The sequence below is a fragment of the Azospira restricta genome (assembly GCF_016858125.1).
Classification (GTDB): Bacteria; Pseudomonadota; Gammaproteobacteria; order Burkholderiales; family Rhodocyclaceae; genus Proximibacter; species Proximibacter restrictus.
On record NZ_CP064781.1, the window covers coordinates 1,303,928 to 1,320,714 of the forward strand.

General features: G+C 70.6%; 19 protein-coding genes. 9 read left to right on the forward strand and 10 right to left on the reverse strand.

Annotation, left to right across the window (positions count from 1 at the left end):
- Nucleotides 1-21: 21 nt before the first annotated feature.
- A complete protein-coding gene (locus IWH25_RS06335) occupies nt 22-1,305 on the reverse strand; it encodes a citrate transporter (protein WP_238999017.1) in 1,284 nt (427 codons plus the stop codon).
- Between the two features lie 149 nt (nt 1,306-1,454).
- On the opposite strand from IWH25_RS06335, the gene IWH25_RS06340 reads away from it, so the two are divergent.
- From IWH25_RS06340 to IWH25_RS06355, 4 genes are all read left to right on the forward strand, one after another.
- Entirely contained in the window at nt 1,455-1,880 is a 426-nt protein-coding gene (locus IWH25_RS06340) for a universal stress protein (RefSeq protein ID WP_203388483.1), read from the forward strand.
- 209 nt (nt 1,881-2,089) lie between these two features.
- Complete coding sequence (locus IWH25_RS06345) at nt 2,090-2,344, forward strand: DUF4212 domain-containing protein (RefSeq protein ID WP_203388484.1); 255 nt, start codon at nt 2,090-2,092, stop codon at nt 2,342-2,344.
- A 13-nt stretch (nt 2,345-2,357) separates the two neighbouring features.
- Complete coding sequence (locus IWH25_RS06350; RefSeq protein WP_203388485.1) at nt 2,358-4,163, forward strand: sodium:solute symporter family protein; 1,806 nt, start codon at nt 2,358-2,360, stop codon at nt 4,161-4,163.
- A gap of 145 nt (nt 4,164-4,308) precedes the next feature.
- Nucleotides 4,309-4,680, forward strand: coding sequence for a hypothetical protein (locus IWH25_RS06355; protein ID WP_203388486.1), 372 nt, complete (start codon nt 4,309-4,311; stop codon nt 4,678-4,680).
- Nucleotides 4,681-4,707: 27 nt separating this feature from the next.
- On the opposite strand, the gene IWH25_RS06360 is transcribed toward IWH25_RS06355, so the two are convergent.
- Both IWH25_RS06360 and IWH25_RS06365 read right to left on the reverse strand, forming a co-directional pair.
- On the reverse strand, nt 4,708-5,274 hold the full coding sequence (locus tag IWH25_RS06360; RefSeq protein WP_203388487.1) for an OmpA family protein: 567 nt from the start codon (nt 5,272-5,274) through the stop codon (nt 4,708-4,710).
- The gene (locus tag IWH25_RS06365; RefSeq protein ID WP_203388488.1) at nt 5,271-5,780 is read right to left on the reverse strand and encodes a MarR family winged helix-turn-helix transcriptional regulator; all 510 of its coding nucleotides are present in this window, start codon (nt 5,778-5,780) and stop codon (nt 5,271-5,273) included. The genes IWH25_RS06360 and IWH25_RS06365 overlap by 4 nt, the downstream gene beginning before the upstream one ends.
- A gap of 209 nt (nt 5,781-5,989) precedes the next feature.
- Between IWH25_RS06365 and IWH25_RS06370 the strand changes: the two genes are divergently transcribed.
- From IWH25_RS06370 to gpmI, 5 genes are all read left to right on the forward strand, one after another.
- The gene (locus tag IWH25_RS06370; protein WP_203388489.1) at nt 5,990-6,772 is read left to right on the forward strand and encodes a gamma-glutamyl-gamma-aminobutyrate hydrolase family protein; all 783 of its coding nucleotides are present in this window, start codon (nt 5,990-5,992) and stop codon (nt 6,770-6,772) included.
- Nucleotides 6,773-6,808: 36 nt separating this feature from the next.
- Nucleotides 6,809-8,089, forward strand: a complete 1,281-nt coding sequence (locus IWH25_RS06375; protein ID WP_203388490.1) for a cation:proton antiporter domain-containing protein — start codon at nt 6,809-6,811, stop codon at nt 8,087-8,089.
- The gene (locus IWH25_RS06380) at nt 8,086-9,216 is read left to right on the forward strand and encodes a YbdK family carboxylate-amine ligase (RefSeq protein ID WP_203388491.1); all 1,131 of its coding nucleotides are present in this window, start codon (nt 8,086-8,088) and stop codon (nt 9,214-9,216) included. The genes IWH25_RS06375 and IWH25_RS06380 overlap by 4 nt, the downstream gene beginning before the upstream one ends.
- Before the next feature lie 83 nt (nt 9,217-9,299).
- The gene (locus IWH25_RS06385; protein ID WP_203388492.1) at nt 9,300-10,331 is read left to right on the forward strand and encodes a metal-dependent hydrolase; all 1,032 of its coding nucleotides are present in this window, start codon (nt 9,300-9,302) and stop codon (nt 10,329-10,331) included.
- 55 nt (nt 10,332-10,386) lie between these two features.
- On the forward strand, nt 10,387-12,021 hold the full coding sequence (gpmI, locus tag IWH25_RS06390; protein ID WP_203388493.1) for a 2,3-bisphosphoglycerate-independent phosphoglycerate mutase: 1,635 nt from the start codon (nt 10,387-10,389) through the stop codon (nt 12,019-12,021).
- A 49-nt stretch (nt 12,022-12,070) separates the two neighbouring features.
- On the opposite strand, the gene IWH25_RS06395 is transcribed toward gpmI, so the two are convergent.
- The 7 genes from IWH25_RS06395 to nifV form a co-directional block, all read right to left on the reverse strand.
- Nucleotides 12,071-12,481: a bacteriohemerythrin gene (locus IWH25_RS06395; RefSeq protein WP_203388494.1), complete on the reverse strand. Its 411-nt coding sequence runs from the start codon at nt 12,479-12,481 to the stop codon at nt 12,071-12,073.
- A 213-nt stretch (nt 12,482-12,694) separates the two neighbouring features.
- Complete coding sequence (gene nifM / locus IWH25_RS06400) at nt 12,695-13,516, reverse strand: nitrogen fixation protein NifM (RefSeq protein ID WP_203388495.1); 822 nt, start codon at nt 13,514-13,516, stop codon at nt 12,695-12,697.
- Nucleotides 13,492-13,977 (reverse strand): nitrogen fixation protein NifZ, encoded by a 486-nt coding sequence (locus tag IWH25_RS06405; RefSeq protein ID WP_238999018.1) that lies wholly within the window; start codon nt 13,975-13,977, stop codon nt 13,492-13,494. The genes nifM and IWH25_RS06405 overlap by 25 nt, the downstream gene beginning before the upstream one ends.
- A complete protein-coding gene (gene nifW / locus IWH25_RS06410; protein ID WP_203388496.1) occupies nt 13,974-14,315 on the reverse strand; it encodes a nitrogenase-stabilizing/protective protein NifW in 342 nt (113 codons plus the stop codon). The genes IWH25_RS06405 and nifW overlap by 4 nt, the downstream gene beginning before the upstream one ends.
- The gene (locus tag IWH25_RS06415; protein ID WP_203388497.1) at nt 14,312-14,848 is read right to left on the reverse strand and encodes a hypothetical protein; all 537 of its coding nucleotides are present in this window, start codon (nt 14,846-14,848) and stop codon (nt 14,312-14,314) included. The genes nifW and IWH25_RS06415 overlap by 4 nt, the downstream gene beginning before the upstream one ends.
- A 17-nt stretch (nt 14,849-14,865) precedes the next feature.
- Nucleotides 14,866-15,630, reverse strand: a complete 765-nt coding sequence (cysE, locus tag IWH25_RS06420; RefSeq protein ID WP_275403835.1) for a serine O-acetyltransferase — start codon at nt 15,628-15,630, stop codon at nt 14,866-14,868.
- The gene (nifV, locus tag IWH25_RS06425; protein WP_203388498.1) at nt 15,623-16,762 is read right to left on the reverse strand and encodes a homocitrate synthase; all 1,140 of its coding nucleotides are present in this window, start codon (nt 16,760-16,762) and stop codon (nt 15,623-15,625) included. Before nifV ends, cysE begins: the two co-directional genes overlap by 8 nt.
- Between the last annotated feature and the right edge of the window lie 25 nt (nt 16,763-16,787).

A 16,787-nucleotide genomic window follows, 5' to 3' on the forward strand; every position in this document is an offset into this window, starting at 1 on the left:
CGCTTCCGGCGCGGCGGGCGCTCAGCTCGGATGCCAGCCGAGGACGAAGGTGATCGCCGCGTAGCCGGCGACGTAGCCGATCGGGATGAACCAGCCGTGGCGCAGCCACTGGCCGACCGAGCGCGCCTCCGGGAACAGGCTGGCGACGGCGACGCCGGCCGACGAGCCGAACCACAGCATCGAGCCGCCGAAGCCGACCGCGTAGGCGAGGAAGCCCCAGTCGTAGCCCCCTTGCTTGATCGCCAGCGCGGTCAGCGGGATGTTGTCGAACACCGCCGAGATGAAGCCGAGGCCGAGCGTGGTCAGCACCGACGCCGGCGGCAGCTTGTCGACCGGCATCATCGATGCGCAGGTGACCAGCGCGAGCAGGAACACCGAGCCCTTCATCGCGCCCGGCAGCAGGCTCCACTCGGGCTTCCGGAGCGGCGTCATGACCAGGATGGCGAGCACCACGGCGACGCCGAGGAAGGGGAAATGGTCGGCGGCCTCCGGGAACTTCAGGTTGATCGTGACGTTGGTGACGATCGCCGCGACCAGGATGAAGAGGACGATGCCGACGCGCGCCCAGTCCACCGCGTGCGCCTTGTCCTCGCTGCGCACGATCTGCGCATAGCGGTGCTGCGCGAGCGCCGCCGGGATGCCGAAGACGACCAGCGCGACGCTGGCGGCGAGGTAGGCCTCGGCGACCGCCAGCGGGCTGACGCCGGAGATCCAGATCATCGTCGTCGTCGTGTCGCCGACGACGCTGCCGGCGCCGCCGGCGTTCGATGCGGTGACCAGCGCGGCGAGGTAGCCGATATGCACCTTGCGCTTGAAGACGGTGGCGGCGACGGTGGCGCCGATCAGCGCGGCGGCGATGTTGTCGAGGATGCCGGAGAGCAGGAAGATGATCACCAGCAGCGCGAAGGGGCCAAGCCAGCCGTCGGGCAGCAGCTTCGGCAGCAGCTCCGGCACGCCGCTGTCCTCGAAGTGGCGGGCGAGCAGCGCGAAGCCGACGAGCAGGCAGAACAGGTTGGCGATCAGCACCCACTCGTGCCCCATGTGCGCGGCGAGCCCGGCGATGCCGGGGCCGGCCTTGAAGCCGGTGAAGATCAGCTTGTACGCGGTGATCGTCGCCAGTCCGCCGAGCGCCACCTGCAGCACATTGTGGTGGAAGAGGGCGACGCCGAGCAGGGTCAGGCCGAAGAGGATGAAGTCGACCGGGATGCCGGCGATGGCGGGGCCGTCGGCGGCAATGGCCAGTGCCGGGAAGAGGGCCGTCGCCGCAAGCAGGCCGCCCGCGCGCGTCAGGTTGGAGAGATTCATGTCAGTGATCCGTAAGTGGGTTGCGTAGGCGTTACCCGTAGCCCGGGCGCTGCTTGCGGCGGGTGTGATAGTATTTTTTAATTCCGCAATGAGCAAGTTGCTTCCGTCTGCCGAAACCGGCGGGCCGTATTGACGACAAGGAGAATCGAATGCTGAAAGCCCTCGTGCCCGTAGATGGATCCCGTACCTCGCTGCGCGCGGTCGAGCACGTGATCAAGTTGGCCCGGGCCTGCGAACCGATGGCGGTGGTGCTGGTGAACGTGCAGGTGCCGCCGGACTCCTGGGAGGTGCAGAGCTTCCTCAAGGCCTCGGAAGTGCAGGCCATCCAGGACGGCAAGGGCAACGATGCGATCGACGCCGCCGGCCATCTGCTCGATGAAGCCGGCGTCGCCTACGAGCGCTGCGTGCTGCACGGGCCGGTTGCCGAGTCGATCGTCGCGCACGCGCACCAGGCCGGCTGCGACAAGATCGTCATGGGCGCGCGCGGCGAGTCGCTGCTCGAGGAGATCCTGATCGGCTCGACGACGCAGGCGGTGATCCGCGTCACCGACATCCCGGTCACGGTCGTCAAGTAACCGGTCCGCAGATTCACGACAGGGGCGCTTCGGCGCCCCTTTTTTTGTCCGCAATACAGCGGGAAAGCGTCAGGTTTTTGTCAGTATCCAACTCCGCCTGTCGTCAGCACGACGTCAGGTTCAGGTAAGACTTGGTCAGAATAATCGCCTCCGTGGTCATCCCGGATGTTGCGGGAGCCGCTAAATCCACCACTAAAAGAGGAGGCATCATGAATGACCAAGGCAAGGCGTACTGGTCAGCGACCCTACGGTTGCTGGGCGGCATCCTGGCGGTGTGGTTCGTCTGTTCGTTCGGCGCGGGCATCCTGTTCGCGGACGCACTGAACAGCATCAAGCTCGGCGGTTATCCGCTCGGCTTCTGGTTCGCGCACCAGGGATCGATCTACATCTTCATCGCACTGATCTTCTTCTACGCGAAGAAGATGGGCGACATCGACCGTCAGTTCGACGTGCACGAAGACTAAGGGGGCCGTCTACATGGATCTGCAAACTACAACCTATCTGGTGGTCGGCGCCTCGTTCGCGCTGTACATCGGCATCGCCATCTGGGCGCGCGCCGGTTCCACCAGCGAGTTCTACGCAGCCGGCGGCCAGGTGCACCCGGTCATGAACGGCATGGCGACGGCGGCCGACTGGATGTCGGCGGCCTCGTTCATCTCGATGGCCGGCCTGATCGCCAACATGGGCTACGGCGGCGGCCTGTTCCTGATGGGCTGGACCGGCGGCTACGTGTTGCTGGCGATGCTGCTCGCCCCGTACCTGCGCAAGTTCGGCAAGTTCACCGTGCCGCAGTTCATCGGCGACCGCTTCTACTCGAAGTCGGCATCGACGGTGGCGGTGGTCTGCCTGCTGACCGCGTCGCTGACCTACATCATCGGCCAGATGACCGGCGTCGGCGTGGCCTTCTCGCGCTTCCTGAACGTGTCGTCCGACACCGGCATCTACATCGGCCAGGCGATCGTCTTCCTGTACGCGGTGTTCGGCGGCATGAAGGGCATCACCTACACCCAGGTCGCCCAGTACATCGTGCTGATCGCCGCCTACATCATCCCGGCGGTGTTCATCTCGCTGCAGCTGACCGGCAACCCGCTGCCGCAGCTGGGCCTCGGCTCGACGATGTCGGGCTCCGACCTGGCGCTGCTCGCCCGCCTCGACCAGGTGGTGACCGAGCTCGGCTTCGGCAAGTACACGACGACGACCGCCGGCAGCACGCTGAACATGTTCGTCTACACGATGTCGCTGATGATCGGTACCGCCGGCCTGCCGCACGTGATCATGCGCTTCTTCACCGTGCCGAAGGTCGCCGATGCGCGTTCCTCCGCCGGCTGGGCGCTGATCTTCATCGCGCTGCTGTACACCACCGCCCCGGCCGTCGCGGCGATGGCCAAGTACAACCTGCACGCGACGGTGAACACCGCCGTCGCCAAGGGCGGCGACCTGTACGCCGCGGAAAACAGCATCAAGGCCGACGAGCGTCCGGACTGGATGAAGCGCTGGGAGAAGACCGGCCTCCTGAAGTTCACCGACAAGAACGGCGACGGCCGCATCCAGTACTACAACGACGCGACCAAGAACCCGGAGGTCAAGGCCAAGGCCGAAGCCGCCGGCTGGAAGGGCAACGAGCTGACGGTCAACGCCGACATCATCGTGCTCGCCAACCCGGAAATCGCGCTGCTGCCGAACTGGGTGATCGCGCTGGTCGCCGCCGGCGGTCTCGCCGCCGCGCTGTCGACCGCCGCCGGCCTGCTGATGGCGATCTCGTCGGCGGTGTCGCACGACCTGGTGAAGGGCGTCTTCAAGCCGGACATCAGCGAGAAGGGCGAGCTGCTCGCCGGCAAGATCTCGATGGCCGTGGCGATCGTCATCTCCGGCTACCTCGGCCTGAATCCGCCGGGATTTGCGGCGGGCACCGTGGCGCTGGCCTTCGGCATCGCCGCCTCGTCGCTGTTCCCGGCGATCATGATGGGCATCTTCTCGAAGAAGATGAACAAGGAAGGCGCCATGGCCGGCATGCTGGCGGGGCTCTTCGTGACGCTGTTCTACGTGTTCGCGCACAAGGGCATCTTCTTCATCAAGGGCACCGAGTTCCTCGGCCTGATCGGCGGTCCGAACCCGTTCTTCGGCATCACGCCGGAAGCCTTCGGGGCGATCGGTGCGCTGGTCAACTTCGGCGTCGCCTTCATCGTCGACAAGATGACGAAGGAGCCGCCGGAGCACATCCAGCACATGGTCGAGAACGTCCGCATCCCGCGCGGCGCCAAGGCCGTGGATGGTGCGCACTAAGCCCTGAGCGAGGTGCGAATGCGCTGCCGTCGGCCCCGGCCGGCGGCAGCGGCAAAAAGAAAGCCCCGTCGCCGTCCGGGCGGGGCTTTGTTTTTGGACTAGGCTTATGAAACGAAACGCCCCGCCGGGGCGGCAGGAGGATTGAATGGTTTTCGATGTCAGCGTGGCCATGACCTGGCTGTTGTTCCTCGCCCTGTTTCCGATGGCCTTCTACTGGCTGCGCCGCGTCTGGCGCATCGTCTTCCGCCGCGACTACTCGGAAGTCGCGCTGAAGCGCGGCGAGCCGCCGGCGGACGCGGCGAAATATGCGCCCTACACCGCGGCGATCAACTTCGTCGCCGGCCTGATCGCGGTCTCGGTGATCCTGATGGTCGTCGTCGGCGCCGTTCCCTACGAGACCTGGACCGCGATCGCCGGCTCGACGATCTGGATGAAGTTCTTCGCCGACTTCATCGTCAGCCGCCACGCGCATCCGATCTGGGCGAAGAAGGGCAAGGAAGTCGCCGGCGCGAAGTAGCCTGCCGCTGCCGCGCCTCCGCCGGCCTCACTCCGAATAGCTCAGGTCCACGCGCCGCTTCTGCTGCCGGCAGGCGGCGGTGCGGCAGGTCGGGCCGCCCTTCTCGTCGCCGACCCCGTAGTGGCGAATCTGCCGGCGTGCTACCCCCATCGCCTGCAGCATGCGGGCGACGGCCGCCGCGCGCTGCTCGGCGATGGCCAGGTTGTAGGCGCTGCTGCCGAGATTGTCGGTGTGGCCGACCAGCGTCACGTCGAGTTTCGCGTTTTCCTTGAGGCGCGCGGCATGGTTGCGGAGTCTGGCCTCGCCGGCGGCATCGACCCGGGTCGAGCCCGAGGCGAAGAAGACGGCGTTTTCCTCGACGACTTCCGCTGCCGGCGGTGGCGCTGCGATCGGTGTCGCCGCGGCGGGCGCCGGCGGCGCTGCGGGTGTCGCTGCCGGGCTGGCGCCCGTTGTCGGGGCGGTCGCGGTGCCCGCCGCGCTCGTCGCTGGCGGCGGCGGAGTGGCGCAGGCGGCCAGCAGCGTGCCGAAAAGGGCGGCGCTGCGCGTGCGCCTCGTCAGGGCGTGGCGGCAGAAAAGCTGCGGGAGTGCGCTCATGGCTTTGCGTCGCCGTCATGCAGCAGGTCGGCGAGCGGCATGCCGGCGAAGTCGGCTTCCCGCCCCGGCAAGCGCCGCGTCAGCTCGGATAGGTTGATATTCAATGTTTTCAGCACAACCTCGGGCAGCTTCGCCAGCGCCTCCGGCAGCACGCCTTCGGCCGGGCCGGGCAGCGCCTGCAGCACGTCCCGGCCGCGCGCCGCGACATGCAGGCCGATGCGCCGATGGTCGGTGCTGTTGCGCCGTTTTTCCAGCAGCCCCCGGGCGGCCAGCTTGTCGACGAGCAGGCTGCACGTCGACGGCCGGATTCCCATGCGCGCGGCGAGTGTGCCGATCGCGATGCCCGGACTGCGCTCGGCTTCCTGCAGCGCCCAGGCCTGCGAGCCGGTGATGCCGCAGCGCTCCTCGACTTCGCGAAAGTGCTGGCGCATCGAACCGTAGATGACGCGGAACTGCTGCAGGACTTCCAGCGTCAGCGGGGGTGGGGGCGAGGCGGTGGTGGGCATCGGGGTTTGCGTGTGACGATGCGATCAATTATATTGATGCACAAACCAAGTGCAACTCCCGAGACCGGAATCCGGTCGATACCAAGGGGGAGGCGACCAAGAATTTCCCTCCGCCACGCGCCGACACCCGACAGGAGGCGGGCCACGCCGGACGCCATCCCTTTCCGGCCGCCATGCGTTCCCCGGCGAACCAGCACAGGAGAAGCCAGATGAGCAGACGTCCCCTGCGGATCGGTCTTTCCGCCCGCATCTACCATCCGCCGGCCGGCGCCACCGGCCTGCAGTCGAAATCGCTGCAGTACCTCGAACAGTCGGTCGCGCACTGGGTCATGTCGCGCGAGGTGATGGTGTTCATGATCCCGGCGGTATGCGGCGACGGCATCGTCCATCGCAGCAGCATCCGCCTCGTCGACTACCCGCAGTACCTCGACGGCCTGGTGCTGCAGGGCGGCGCCGACATTGCGCCGCAGTGCTACGGCGAGGAGCCGCTGCACGAGGCCTGGTCCGGCGACCGCCTGCGCGATGCCTACGAGATGGAGCTGCTGCACGAGTTCATGGAGGCCGGCAAGCCGGTGCTCGGCATCTGCCGCGGCGCGCAGCTGATCAACGTCGCGCTCGGCGGCACGCTCTACCAGGACATCGCGACCCAGGTCGAGGGCGCGGCGGTGCATCTGCACGACGACTACGACCGGCACGCGCACGACATCGTCTGGGACGACGCCTCCGGCTTCGCCAAGCTCTATCCCGAGCTGCGCCGCGGCGGCACGGTGTCGATCCACCACCAGGCGATCCGCACGCTGGGCAAGGGACTGAAGGTCGAGGCGCGCGGTGCCGACGACGGGCTGGTCGAGGCGATCCGCCTGGAAGGCCGGCCCTACGTGCTCGGCGTGCAATGGCATCCGGAATTCCATCCGCCGGGGGCGCCGGCCCTGCTCGACTGCACGCCGATCCTCGACGAGTTCCTGAATGCCGCGCGGGGGCGCCGATGGTAGGCGCCGCGCGCCGGTCGTGCGCCGCCGGGAGGCGCCATGGATAAGCTCCTCGCCTTCCTGCACCTGCCGCGCCGCCTGTGGGAGGAGGCCGGCGAGCGCCTGTCCTTCCTGCCGCCGTTCCCGACGCAGGTCGATTCGCTGGCGCTGTTCGCGCTGCTGCTGGTCGCCGGCCTGCTCGCCGGCGAATGGCTGCACGCGCGCCTGCGCTGGCCGCGGCTGATCGGCTACGTGCTCGCCGGCAGCCTGCTCGGCCCGTCGCTGCTCGGCTGGATCAGCGCCGACACGCTGGCGCAGGCGCGGCCGATCGCCGATGCCGCACTCGGCCTCTTGCTGCTCGAAGCCGGCCGCCGCCTCGATCTGCGCTGGCTGGCGAGCAACCCGGCGCTGTTGCGCGGCGCGCTCGCCGACGTCGTGCTCTCGTTCTTCTTCATCTACTTCTTCGCCACCGCGGTGGTCGGCATGGCGCCGGCCTGGGCCGCGGCGACGGCGGCGGTGACGATGGCCTCGGCGCCGGCGGTGGTGTTGCTCACCGTCGAGGAGTCGCGGGCGCAGGGGCAGGTCACCGAGCGCGTCGTGCTGTACACCGCGCTCGGTTCGGCCGCCGCCTTCATCCTCTTCGCGGCGGTGCTCGGCATCGTCCATGTCGAGCTGTCGAAGGGCTGGCTGAACGCAGTCGCGCATCCGCTGTGGGTCGTCGTCGGCGGCACGGCGATCGCCTGGCTGGCGTCGCGCATCGCGCTGGCGATCGCCGGCCGGCTGCCGAAGCGCTCGCTGGCGCAGGTCTTCGTGCTGATCGCCAGCGCGCTGTTCGCGGTCGGCGTCGCGCGCATGCTGGCGGTGCCGGTGTTCCTGACGCTGTTCCTGATGGGCGCACTGCTGGCGCTGCGCGACGAACGCCAGGTCCTGACCTACACCGCGCTGCCCGATGCCTACTGGCTGCTGGCGATCATCCTCTTCGTCGTCGTCGGCGCCGCGCTGCCCTGGCGCGAGTTCACCTGGATCGCCGGGCTGCAGGCGCTCGGCCTGCTCGGCGTGCGCGCGCTGGCCAAGCTCGCTGCGCTCTACTGGGCGGGCGGCGAGCTGGCGCCGGCGAAGCGGCTGCTGGTCGGCATCGGCATCCAGCCCTTGTCGGCGACGGCGGTGTTCATGGCCTACGAGGTCGCCGCGCTGTACCCCGGGGTCGACCGCTCGGCGCTGCTGCTGCCGCTGTTCGCGGCGGCGATCATGGAGCTCGCCGGTCCGGCGCTGTGCCGGGCGGCGCTGGTGCGCGCCGGCGAGGCGGAAGGCCGGCGCCAGCAAACGGGAGAGATCGGATGAGCGGAGAACTCGGCACCTTCACCCATAGCGAGGCGCTGACGCTGGGCGTCGAGCTCGAACTGCAGCTCGTCTCGCGGCGCGACTACGACCTGACGCGCGGCGCCACCGACCTGCTCGGGACGATGGACTACGACGGCCGCTTCGGCGAAATCAAGCTCGAGATCACCGAGAGCATGATCGAGGTCAGCACGCTGCCGCAGGCGCGCGTCGCCGGCATCGCGTCCGACCTGCGCGGGCTGCGCGACACGCTGGTGCGCCACTGCGCGCGCAACAACATCGCGGTCTGCGGCGGCGGCACGCATCCCTTCCACCGCTGGGCCGAGCGCCGCATCTGCCCGGGCGAGCGCTTCGACCAGATCTACCAGCGCTACGGCTACCTGGCCAAGCAGTTCACCGTCTTCGGCCAGCACATCCACGTCGGCTGCGCCTCGGCCGACGATGCGATCTGGCTGACGCAGGCGCTCGCCGAACACGTCCCCGCCTTCATCGCGCTGTCCGCGGCGTCGCCCTTCGTCGACGGCGTCGACACCTTCTTCCAGTCGGCGCGGCTGAACGCCGTCTCCGCCTTCCCGCTGAGCGGGCAGTGCCCGCCGCTCGGCAGCTGGCCGGAGTTCGTCGCCCACTTCGAATTCCTGCGCGACTGCGGCATCGTGCGCAGCATCAAGGACCTCTACTGGGACGTGCGGCCGAAGCCCGAGTACGGCACGGTCGAGATCCGCGTCTGCGACACGCCGCTCGACGTGAACACCGCGACCGCGCTCGCCGCGCTGGCGCAGGCGCTCTGCCGCCACCTGCTGCGCACGCGGCCGCTGCTGCACGCCGAGCGCTGGCAGCACGTCGCCCGCTACAACAAGTTCCAGGCCTGCCGCTACGGCATGGACGCGATGCTGTCCGACCCGGTGCGGCGTTGCCAGGAACCGCTGCGCGAGCGCGTGCTGGCACTGTTCGATGCGCTCGCCGAGGATGCCGCTGCGCTCGACTGCACCAGCTGGATCGATGCGCTGCGCGCCAGCGTCGTCGACAACGACGGCGGCGCCTCGTGGCTGCGCGGCTGGGCGGCGGCGCACGGCAACCTCAACGACGTCGTGCGCGAGGCGGCCGAGCGGCTGGCCGGCGCCGGCGGCTGACCCGGCGGTCGACGCTTGACCGTTGCCGCCAAGGCTGGAAGACTCGCGGCGCGCGCAACCCCAACCGAAGCGGAACGTCTCCGATGGACCCCCTGACCCATGCCCTGCTCGGCGCCTCCGCCGCGCACGTCGCCTTCGCTCCGCGGCTGGGCCGGCGCGCGTGGCTGGTCGGCGCCTGCGCCGGCCTGCTGCCGGACGCCGAGTTCTTCATCCGCAGCAGCGAGGACCCGCTGCTCAACGTCGAGGTGCATCGCCAGTTCACGCACGCCTTCGCCTTCGTCCCGGTCGGCGGCGCGCTTGCCGCGGCGCCGTGGCTGACGAAGCGCGCGCAGCGCGCCGACTGGCGGCCGCTGCTCGGCGCGGCGACCTTGGCCTATGCCACGCACGGCATGCTCGACGCCTGCACCAACTACGGCACCGAGCTGCTGTGGCCGTTCTCCGAGCTGCGTGTCGCCTGGCACTGGCTGACGACGATCGGGCCGCTGATCACGCTGATGCTGCTCGCCGGCCTGTTCTTCGCCGTGCGCGGCGGCCGGCGCTGGCCGGCGGCGCTCGGGCTGGCCGGCGTGCTGGCCTATACCGGCGCCGCCGCCTGGCAGCAGCAGCGCAGCCTGGAAGCGCAGGCCGCGATCGCCGCCGCGCGCGGGCACCCCGTCGAACGCGCGAAGATGTTCCCGACCGTCGGCAACGTCTTCCTCTGGCGCTCGGTCTACGAGTCGGGCGGCCTGCTACATACCGACCGCATCCGTGCCGGCGGCGAGCTCTCCTGGAAGGCGGGCAGCGCGGTCGCGCTGGCGCCGGAAGCTGCGCTGACGCCGGCCGAGCGCGCCAACGCACGCGTCGTCCGCGACTACCGGCGCTTCGCCCGCTTCTCCGACGGCTGGGTGGCGCGTGCGCCGGCCGCGCCGGAGGTCTATGGCGATGCGCGCTACTCGCTCAGCAGCGAGCGCTTCGAGCCGATCTGGGGCGTGCGCTTCCGTCCCGAGGCGCGCGTGCCGACCGAGTGGGTCGATTTCACCGCGCAGAACAAGGTGCCGCTGGCCGGCCTGTGGCGCGAGCTGTCCGGCCGCGACCCGGGCTACGGCCCGCTCCCCGGGCGGCCCGCAGCGCGCTGATATAATTCGCTCTTTTGCGCCGGCCGCGCCGGCGCCCAGCCCGCAGGAAACCGTCATGCTGCAGAAATTCCCCGCCTTCGCCGGCGTCCCCGGCCCGGTCGTGATCATCGTCATGGACGGCTACGGCCTGCCGAAGAACGAGGCCGGCAGCGCCATCGCCGCCGCCCGCAAGCCGACGCTGGACCGCCTCTTCGCTGCCTACCCGAACATCCGCCTGCGCGCGCACGGCACCGCGGTGGGCATGCCCTCCGACGACGACATGGGCAACTCCGAGGTCGGCCACAACGCGATCGGCGCCGGCCAGGTCTATGCGCAGGGCGCGGCGCTGGTCGCCAACGCCATCGCCGCCGGCGCGATCTGGCAGGGCGAGGCCTGGCAGCAGGTGGTCGCCGGTGCCCGCGCCGGCACGCTGCACTTCATCGGCCTCTTCTCCGACGGCAACGTGCACAGCCACATCGACCACTTGCGGGCGATGGTCGTGCAGGCCAAGGCGGAAGGGCTGCGGAAGGTGCGCATCCACGCGCTGCTCGACGGCCGCGACGTGCCGGAAACCAGCGCGCTCGAGTACGTGGGGCCGTTCGAGGCCTTCCTCGCCGAAGTGAGCACGGACGGCTTCGACGCCCGCATCGCCTCCGGCGGCGGTCGCCAGCACATCACGATGGACCGCTACGACGCCAACTGGCCGATGGTCGAGGCCGGGTGGCGGACGCACGTGCTCGGCGAGGGGCCGCAGTTCGCGACCGCGACGGAAGCGGTGCAGGCGCTGCGCGCGCAGCACCCCGGCACCATAGACCAGGACCTGCCGCCCTTCGTCATCGGCGAGGGCGGCCATCCGGTCGGCACCATCGAGGACGGCGACGCGGTGGTCTTCTACAACTTCCGCGGCGACCGCGCGATCGAGATCACGCGTGCCTTCGAGGAGGCCGGCTTCGACAAGTTCGACCGCGTCCGCGTGCCGAAGGTCACCTACGCCGGCATGCTGCAGTACGATGGCGACCTGAAGCTGCCCAAGCGCTTCCTGGTCGCGCCGCCGGCGATCCAGGACACCATGGGCGAGTGGTTCGCGAAGAGCGGCATCGCCCAGTACGCCTGCTCGGAGACGCAGAAGTTCGGCCACGTCACCTACTTCTGGAACGGCAACCGCTCGAACAAGTTCGACGGCGAGACCTGGCAGGAAGTGCCGAGCGACGTCGTCCCCTTCGAACAGCGGCCGTGGATGAAGGCCGCCGAGATCACCGACGCGATGATCGCCGCGCTGCGGAGCGGCCAGTACAAGCTGCTGCGCTGCAACTACGCCAACGGCGACATGGTCGGCCACACCGGCAACTTCCGCGCGGCGACGATGGCGATCGAGGCCGTCGACCTGGCGCTCTCCCGCCTGCTGCCGGCGATCGACGCCGCCGGCGGGGTGGCGCTGATCACCGCCGACCACGGCAACGCCGACGAGATGTACGAGCTCGACAAGAAGACCAAGCAGCCGGCGACGAACCCGAACGGCTCGTTCAAGGCGAAGACCGCGCACACGCTGAACCCGGTGCCGCTGATCCTCTACGACAACGTCTCCGGCGGCCGCCTGGGCCTCGTCCAGCGCGAAACCGCCGGCCTCTCCAACCTCGCCGCGACGGCCGCCAACCTGCTCGGGCTGGAAAAGCACGCGCGTTGGGACGACAGCCTGCTCGACGTGCGCTGACGCGGCGCCGTCGTCGCGGATGCTTCGGGCGTGCAGGCGCCCGGCCGCTTCATCCGGTGTCGCCGAGCCGCTGCTTGAGCAGCGGCACATAGTCGAGGTCGGCCACCATGATGTGGTTGTAGAACCAGCCGTTGATCAGGTAGCGGACGCGGTCGGCGATTTCGTCGAGACTCATTTTCCCCGCGTCCGCGAGCAGGTCCCGCAGCATGTCGCGGAATGTCCGGTGCAATTCCCGGTGCGCGTCGAGGTCGGGGTAGGCGCATAGTTCGAGCAGCTGCTCCTCGTCGCGAAAATGTTCCTTCACGTAATTGCCGAGCAGGGCGAGCGTCTTCATGACGCGAATCTGGTCGCCGTTGCCTTCGAACGAGGCGGCGAGCTCGAAGAGTTGCTTGTGCTGGGCGTCGATCACGTCGATCCCGAAGGCCAGCTTGTCCGACCAGTCCTCCAGCCGCATGTCCATGCTCGTCTCCCGTGCGCTTGTTGGGTGTCTTGCGTTGAGGGCTTTCCGATCAAGGATTGACTGCGCCGCCCCGGTTTCGTTTCCGACGGCCGGCTTCCGTGTGGCAGCGCGCCTGCCGCCGCCGGTGATCCGGAATGCCTCGGGGGAGGAGGGGGCGTGGGATGGCGCTCGCGCCGCTCGCGACGATTCGCTTGCCGCACCGAGCGGCGGCGCTCAGCGTTCTGCCGGCGGCAGCGCCTTCAGCCACTGCCGCTGCCGCTCGCGGCGGCGGCGCTCGGCGAGGCGCTCGACGATCAGCGGCGCGGCCTCGGCGAAAGGTACCTGCTGCGCCGGGAAGACCTCGTCGCAGCGCAGCAGGTGCAGGCCGACCGGCGATTCGAGCACCGCGCTGAGCTCGCCGGCGGCGAGCGCGAAGGCCGCCGGCTCCAGTTCGGCGTAGAGCTGGCCGCGGCGGACGACGCCCAGTTCGCCGCCGTTGAGCGCGGTCGGGCACTGCGAGCGGCGCAGTGCCGCCGCGGCGAAGGCCTCGGCGTCGACCAGCTGCGGCCGCAGCGCCGCCAACTCGGCGGCCAGCCGTGCCCGTTCGTCGGCGCCGTCGTAGGTGAGCAGGAGGTGGCGCAGGCGGCGCGCCTCGGCGCGCCGGAACGCCTCGGGATGGCTGTGGTAGTACAGCTCGGCGTCGACCGGCGTCACCGGCGGCACGTCGGCCGCCACCTTCTCCAGTACCGCCTCGATGCGCAACTCGTGCGCCAGCGCCCGGCGCAGGGCATCGGCGTCGAGCCCGACGCGCGCCAGGTCGCGGGCGAACTCCCCGGCGTCGGCGTAGCGCTGGCGGATCTCGGCGGCGCGCGTCGCCACCGCGTCGTCGCCGACGATCACCGCCGCCGCCTCGCGGCTCGCCAGGATGCGCCGCTCCAGCGCCTGCTGTTGCGCCGCGACCCGCTGCAGACGCTCGCGCTCGGCCGGCTGCAGCGTCTCCGGCCCCTTGCCGAACAGCTCGCCGGCCAGCTTCAGTCGGCGGTAGGCGTCGTGCATTGCGGGGCCTCCGCCGCCGGCGGCGCCAGCAGCATTTCCGGCAGCAGCAGCAGGCGTCCCGGCTGGCAGTCGAAATGGACGTGGTAGGCGACTCCCCCGGGGGCGTCGCGGATCACCTTGATCACCTCGCCGCCGCTGCCGGCCGGCACCAGCAGTTCGCCGTCGACCGCCAGCCCGCGCTGCGCCGTCACCCGCTCGCGGCTCTCGAAGCGCGACGGTTGCCACGCTTCGTCGGCACCGATCAGCTCCTCCTCGCGGCAGCCGACGATCTTCCCCGCGTCGAGGAAATTCACCGAGTAGATCACCTGGTCCTGCAGGAAGGTGCCGACGTCGACGACGTAGCCGATGCTGCCGCGGCGGACCAGCGGCGCGCCCGTCGGCAGCCCCGGGTAGGTGCCGTCGTTGCGCAGGTTGCGCACGACGCGCACCGCCGCGCCGTAATCCCAGCGCGCGTCGATCATGGCAGGAAAGCCTTGTCGAGCGGCACGAAGGCGGTGCTGCCGCCCTCTGCACGCGCGCCGTTCCGGAACACTGCGAAGACCTTCTCGGTCTGCGCGTCGGAGGCGGCGAAGTCCTCGTAGGCGCGGCATAGCCACTGCCGGCAGGCGGCGTGCCGCGCCGCCGCGTCGGCCGGCGGCGCCGGCAGCTGCTTCGCCAGGTAGTCGTGGAAGCGCTGCAGGATGTGCAGCCGGTTCACGCGGACCACCGCCGGGTCGTAGGCGACGCCGAAGTGGTCCAGGAAATCCTCGGCGGAGTTGAGCTCGGCGAGTTCCTCGGCGAGCGGCGGCGTCTCGTTCATGCCAGTCTCCTTGCGGCAGCAGTCGGGGCCGCCGCCGGCGGCGGCAGCGGCAGGTGGAATTCGTCGATCGCGGCGAGCAGGCGGGCGGCGCCGAGGCGGTCGTGGTCGTCGAGTTCGGCGAGCTTGCGCAGGCGCAGGCGGGCGGCGTCGACCTCGCCCAGGCGCAGGTGGAGCACGCCGGTCGCCTTCAGCGCCAGCAGGTGGAAGCGCAGCAGGCCGAAGGCGCTCGCCGCGGCGAAGTCGACGCAGCTGCGGTCGAGCGCGCGCCAGTCGGCCGGCAGGCCGAGCCGACGGCCGGAAACCGCCAGCGCGCGCTCGGCGGTGCGCAGCGCGTCGTCGAGGCGGCGGCGGGCGAAGTCGTGGCGGTAGCGGGCAAGCAGCACCGCCGGGTGCTCCGGCGCCAGCCGCTGCGCGCGCAGCAGCGCCGTGTCGGCGCCGGCGCCGCCGGCGGCGGCCTGCGCCAGCAGCGCGGCGGCCGCGGCCGGCAGGGCGTCGCCGGGCAGCTGGCAGAGGTCGAAATCGAGCAGGTCCATGGCACTCTCCGGTCGGGTCAATGCGGCACGGCGTGTTCGCCGCACAGGTCGCCGCCGGTGCAGGCGACGCACGGCGCGGCCGGCGTTTCGCCGCGGGCGGCGGCAAGTTCGCGCTCGAGCGCGTCGATGCGCTCGACCAGGCAGGCGATCGATCTCGCCACCGGGTCCGGCAGCAGGTGGTGATCGAGCGTGCCGACGGCCCCCGCGCGGCGGCCGCCGGTGCGTGTGTCGACGACGCGCCCGGGAACGCCGACCACCGTGCGCTCGGCGGGGACGTCCTTGACTACCACCGAGTTGGCGCCGACGCGCGCCCGCGCGCCGATGCGGATCGGGCCGAGGACCTTGGCGCCGGCGCCGACCACCACGCCGTCGGCCAGCGTCGGGTGGCGCTTGCCCTGGCGCCACGCGGTGCCGCCGAGGGTGACGCCGTGGTACAGCGTGACGTCGTCGCCGATCTCGGCGGTCTCGCCGATCACCACGCCGGCGCCGTGGTCGATGAAGCAGCGCCGCCCGATGCGCGCGCCGGGGTGGATGTCGACGTTGCTCAGCGTGCGTCCGGCGAAGGCCAGCAGCCGCGCCGCGAAGCGCCAGCCGGCGCACCACAGGCGGTGGGCGAGGCGGTGGCAGGCCAGCGCATGCACGCCGGGGTAGGTGCACAGCACTTCCAGCGTCGAGCGCGCCGCCGGGTCGCGCGCGAAGACGCAGGCGACGTCCTCCTTCAGCGTGGCCAGCAGGCCGGCCGGTGCCGCGGCCGGCAGCGTCGCGCGCAGGGCCTCAGACATGCTGCGGCCTCCGCAGTGCGGCCAGGAAATGGCGCAGGTCGGGCGGCGCCGGCGGCCGCTTGTGGCGGCCGACGAAGGCGCGGATCAGCGGCAGCAGCCGTGCCGCCTCGCCGTCGGCGAGCGCCAGCCCGGCGTCGCGGCAGACCGCGGCGACGGCGCCGGCGCCGGAATGCTTGCCGAGCACGATGCGGTGCGCCTGGCCGACCTCGCGCGGGTCGAAGCCCTGGTAGGTGTCGGGGTGCTTGAGCAGGCCGTCGACGTGGATGCCGGCCTCGTGCGCGAAGGCGCCCTCGCCGACCAGCGCCTTCTGCCAGGGCACGGCGCGCCCCGAGGCGTAAGCGACGGTGTGCGACAGCGCCGGGAAGTCGCGCAGGTCGACGCCGGTGTCGATGCCGTGCAGCTTCTTCAGGCCGAGCACCACCTCCTCCAGCGGCGCGTTGCCGGCGCGCTCGCCGAGGCCGTTGACCGTGGTGTTGGCGTGCGTCGCGCCGGCGCAGCAGGCGGCGAGCGTGTTCGCCGTCGCCAGGCCGAGGTCGTCGTGCGCGTGCATCTCGATTTCGAGGTCGCTGGCGCGGCGCAGCGCGGCGATGCGCTGGTAGGTGGCGAAGGGTTCGAGGACGCCCAGCGTGTCGGCGAAGCGCAGCCGGCGCGCGCCGGCGGCCGCGGCTACGTCGGCGATGCAGCAGAGGAAGTCGGGGTCGGCGCGCGAGGCGTCCTCGCAGCCGATGCCGACCTCCAGCCCGAGGTCGCGCGCGGCATGGACGTGGCGCGGCAGCTCGGCGAGCAGCCAGGCGCGGTCGCGGCGCAGCTTGTGCGCGAGGTGCAGGTCGGAGGCCGGCAGCGAGATGTCGATCAGCTGCACGCCAAGGCCGCCGCAGGCGGCGATGTCCGCCGCGTGCAGGCGGCTCCACACCATCAGCCGGCAGGGCAGGCCGAGCGCGGCGACGGCGCGGATCGAGTCGCGCTCCTCGTCGCCCATCGCCGGAATGCCGACCTCCAGCTCGGGCACGCCGGCGGCGGCGAGCTGGCGGGCGATCGCCAGCTTCTCGTCGCCGCTGAAGGCGACGCCCGCCGACTGCTCTCCGTCGCGCAGGGTGGTGTCGTTGATGGTGATGAAGCCGGGACTGGTCATCGCACTCTCCTTGCCATTCCTTCAG

Bases quoted from the DNA above. Each gene is read 5' to 3' on its own strand.
- IWH25_RS06335 (WP_238999017.1), bottom strand. From the start codon at position 1,305: ATGAATCTCTCCAACCTGACGCGCGCGGGCGGCCTGCTTGCGGCGACG.
- IWH25_RS06340 (WP_203388483.1), top strand. From the start codon at position 1,455: ATGCTGAAAGCCCTCGTGCCCGTAGATGGATCCCGTACCTCGCTGCGC.
- IWH25_RS06345 (WP_203388484.1), top strand. From the start codon at position 2,090: ATGAATGACCAAGGCAAGGCGTACTGGTCAGCGACCCTACGGTTGCTG.
- IWH25_RS06350 (WP_203388485.1), top strand. From the start codon at position 2,358: ATGGATCTGCAAACTACAACCTATCTGGTGGTCGGCGCCTCGTTCGCG.
- IWH25_RS06355 (WP_203388486.1), top strand. From the start codon at position 4,309: ATGGTTTTCGATGTCAGCGTGGCCATGACCTGGCTGTTGTTCCTCGCC.
- IWH25_RS06360 (WP_203388487.1), bottom strand. From the start codon at position 5,274: ATGAGCGCACTCCCGCAGCTTTTCTGCCGCCACGCCCTGACGAGGCGC.
- IWH25_RS06365 (WP_203388488.1), bottom strand. From the start codon at position 5,780: ATGCCCACCACCGCCTCGCCCCCACCCCCGCTGACGCTGGAAGTCCTG.
- IWH25_RS06370 (WP_203388489.1), top strand. From the start codon at position 5,990: ATGAGCAGACGTCCCCTGCGGATCGGTCTTTCCGCCCGCATCTACCAT.
- IWH25_RS06375 (WP_203388490.1), top strand. From the start codon at position 6,809: ATGGATAAGCTCCTCGCCTTCCTGCACCTGCCGCGCCGCCTGTGGGAG.
- IWH25_RS06380 (WP_203388491.1), top strand. From the start codon at position 8,086: ATGAGCGGAGAACTCGGCACCTTCACCCATAGCGAGGCGCTGACGCTG.
- IWH25_RS06385 (WP_203388492.1), top strand. From the start codon at position 9,300: ATGGACCCCCTGACCCATGCCCTGCTCGGCGCCTCCGCCGCGCACGTC.
- gpmI (WP_203388493.1), top strand. From the start codon at position 10,387: ATGCTGCAGAAATTCCCCGCCTTCGCCGGCGTCCCCGGCCCGGTCGTG.
- IWH25_RS06395 (WP_203388494.1), bottom strand. From the start codon at position 12,481: ATGGACATGCGGCTGGAGGACTGGTCGGACAAGCTGGCCTTCGGGATC.
- nifM (WP_203388495.1), bottom strand. From the start codon at position 13,516: ATGCACGACGCCTACCGCCGACTGAAGCTGGCCGGCGAGCTGTTCGGC.
- IWH25_RS06405 (WP_238999018.1), bottom strand. From the start codon at position 13,977: ATGATCGACGCGCGCTGGGATTACGGCGCGGCGGTGCGCGTCGTGCGC.
- nifW (WP_203388496.1), bottom strand. From the start codon at position 14,315: ATGAACGAGACGCCGCCGCTCGCCGAGGAACTCGCCGAGCTCAACTCC.
- IWH25_RS06415 (WP_203388497.1), bottom strand. From the start codon at position 14,848: ATGGACCTGCTCGATTTCGACCTCTGCCAGCTGCCCGGCGACGCCCTG.
- cysE (WP_275403835.1), bottom strand. From the start codon at position 15,630: ATGTCTGAGGCCCTGCGCGCGACGCTGCCGGCCGCGGCACCGGCCGGC.
- nifV (WP_203388498.1), bottom strand. From the start codon at position 16,762: ATGACCAGTCCCGGCTTCATCACCATCAACGACACCACCCTGCGCGAC.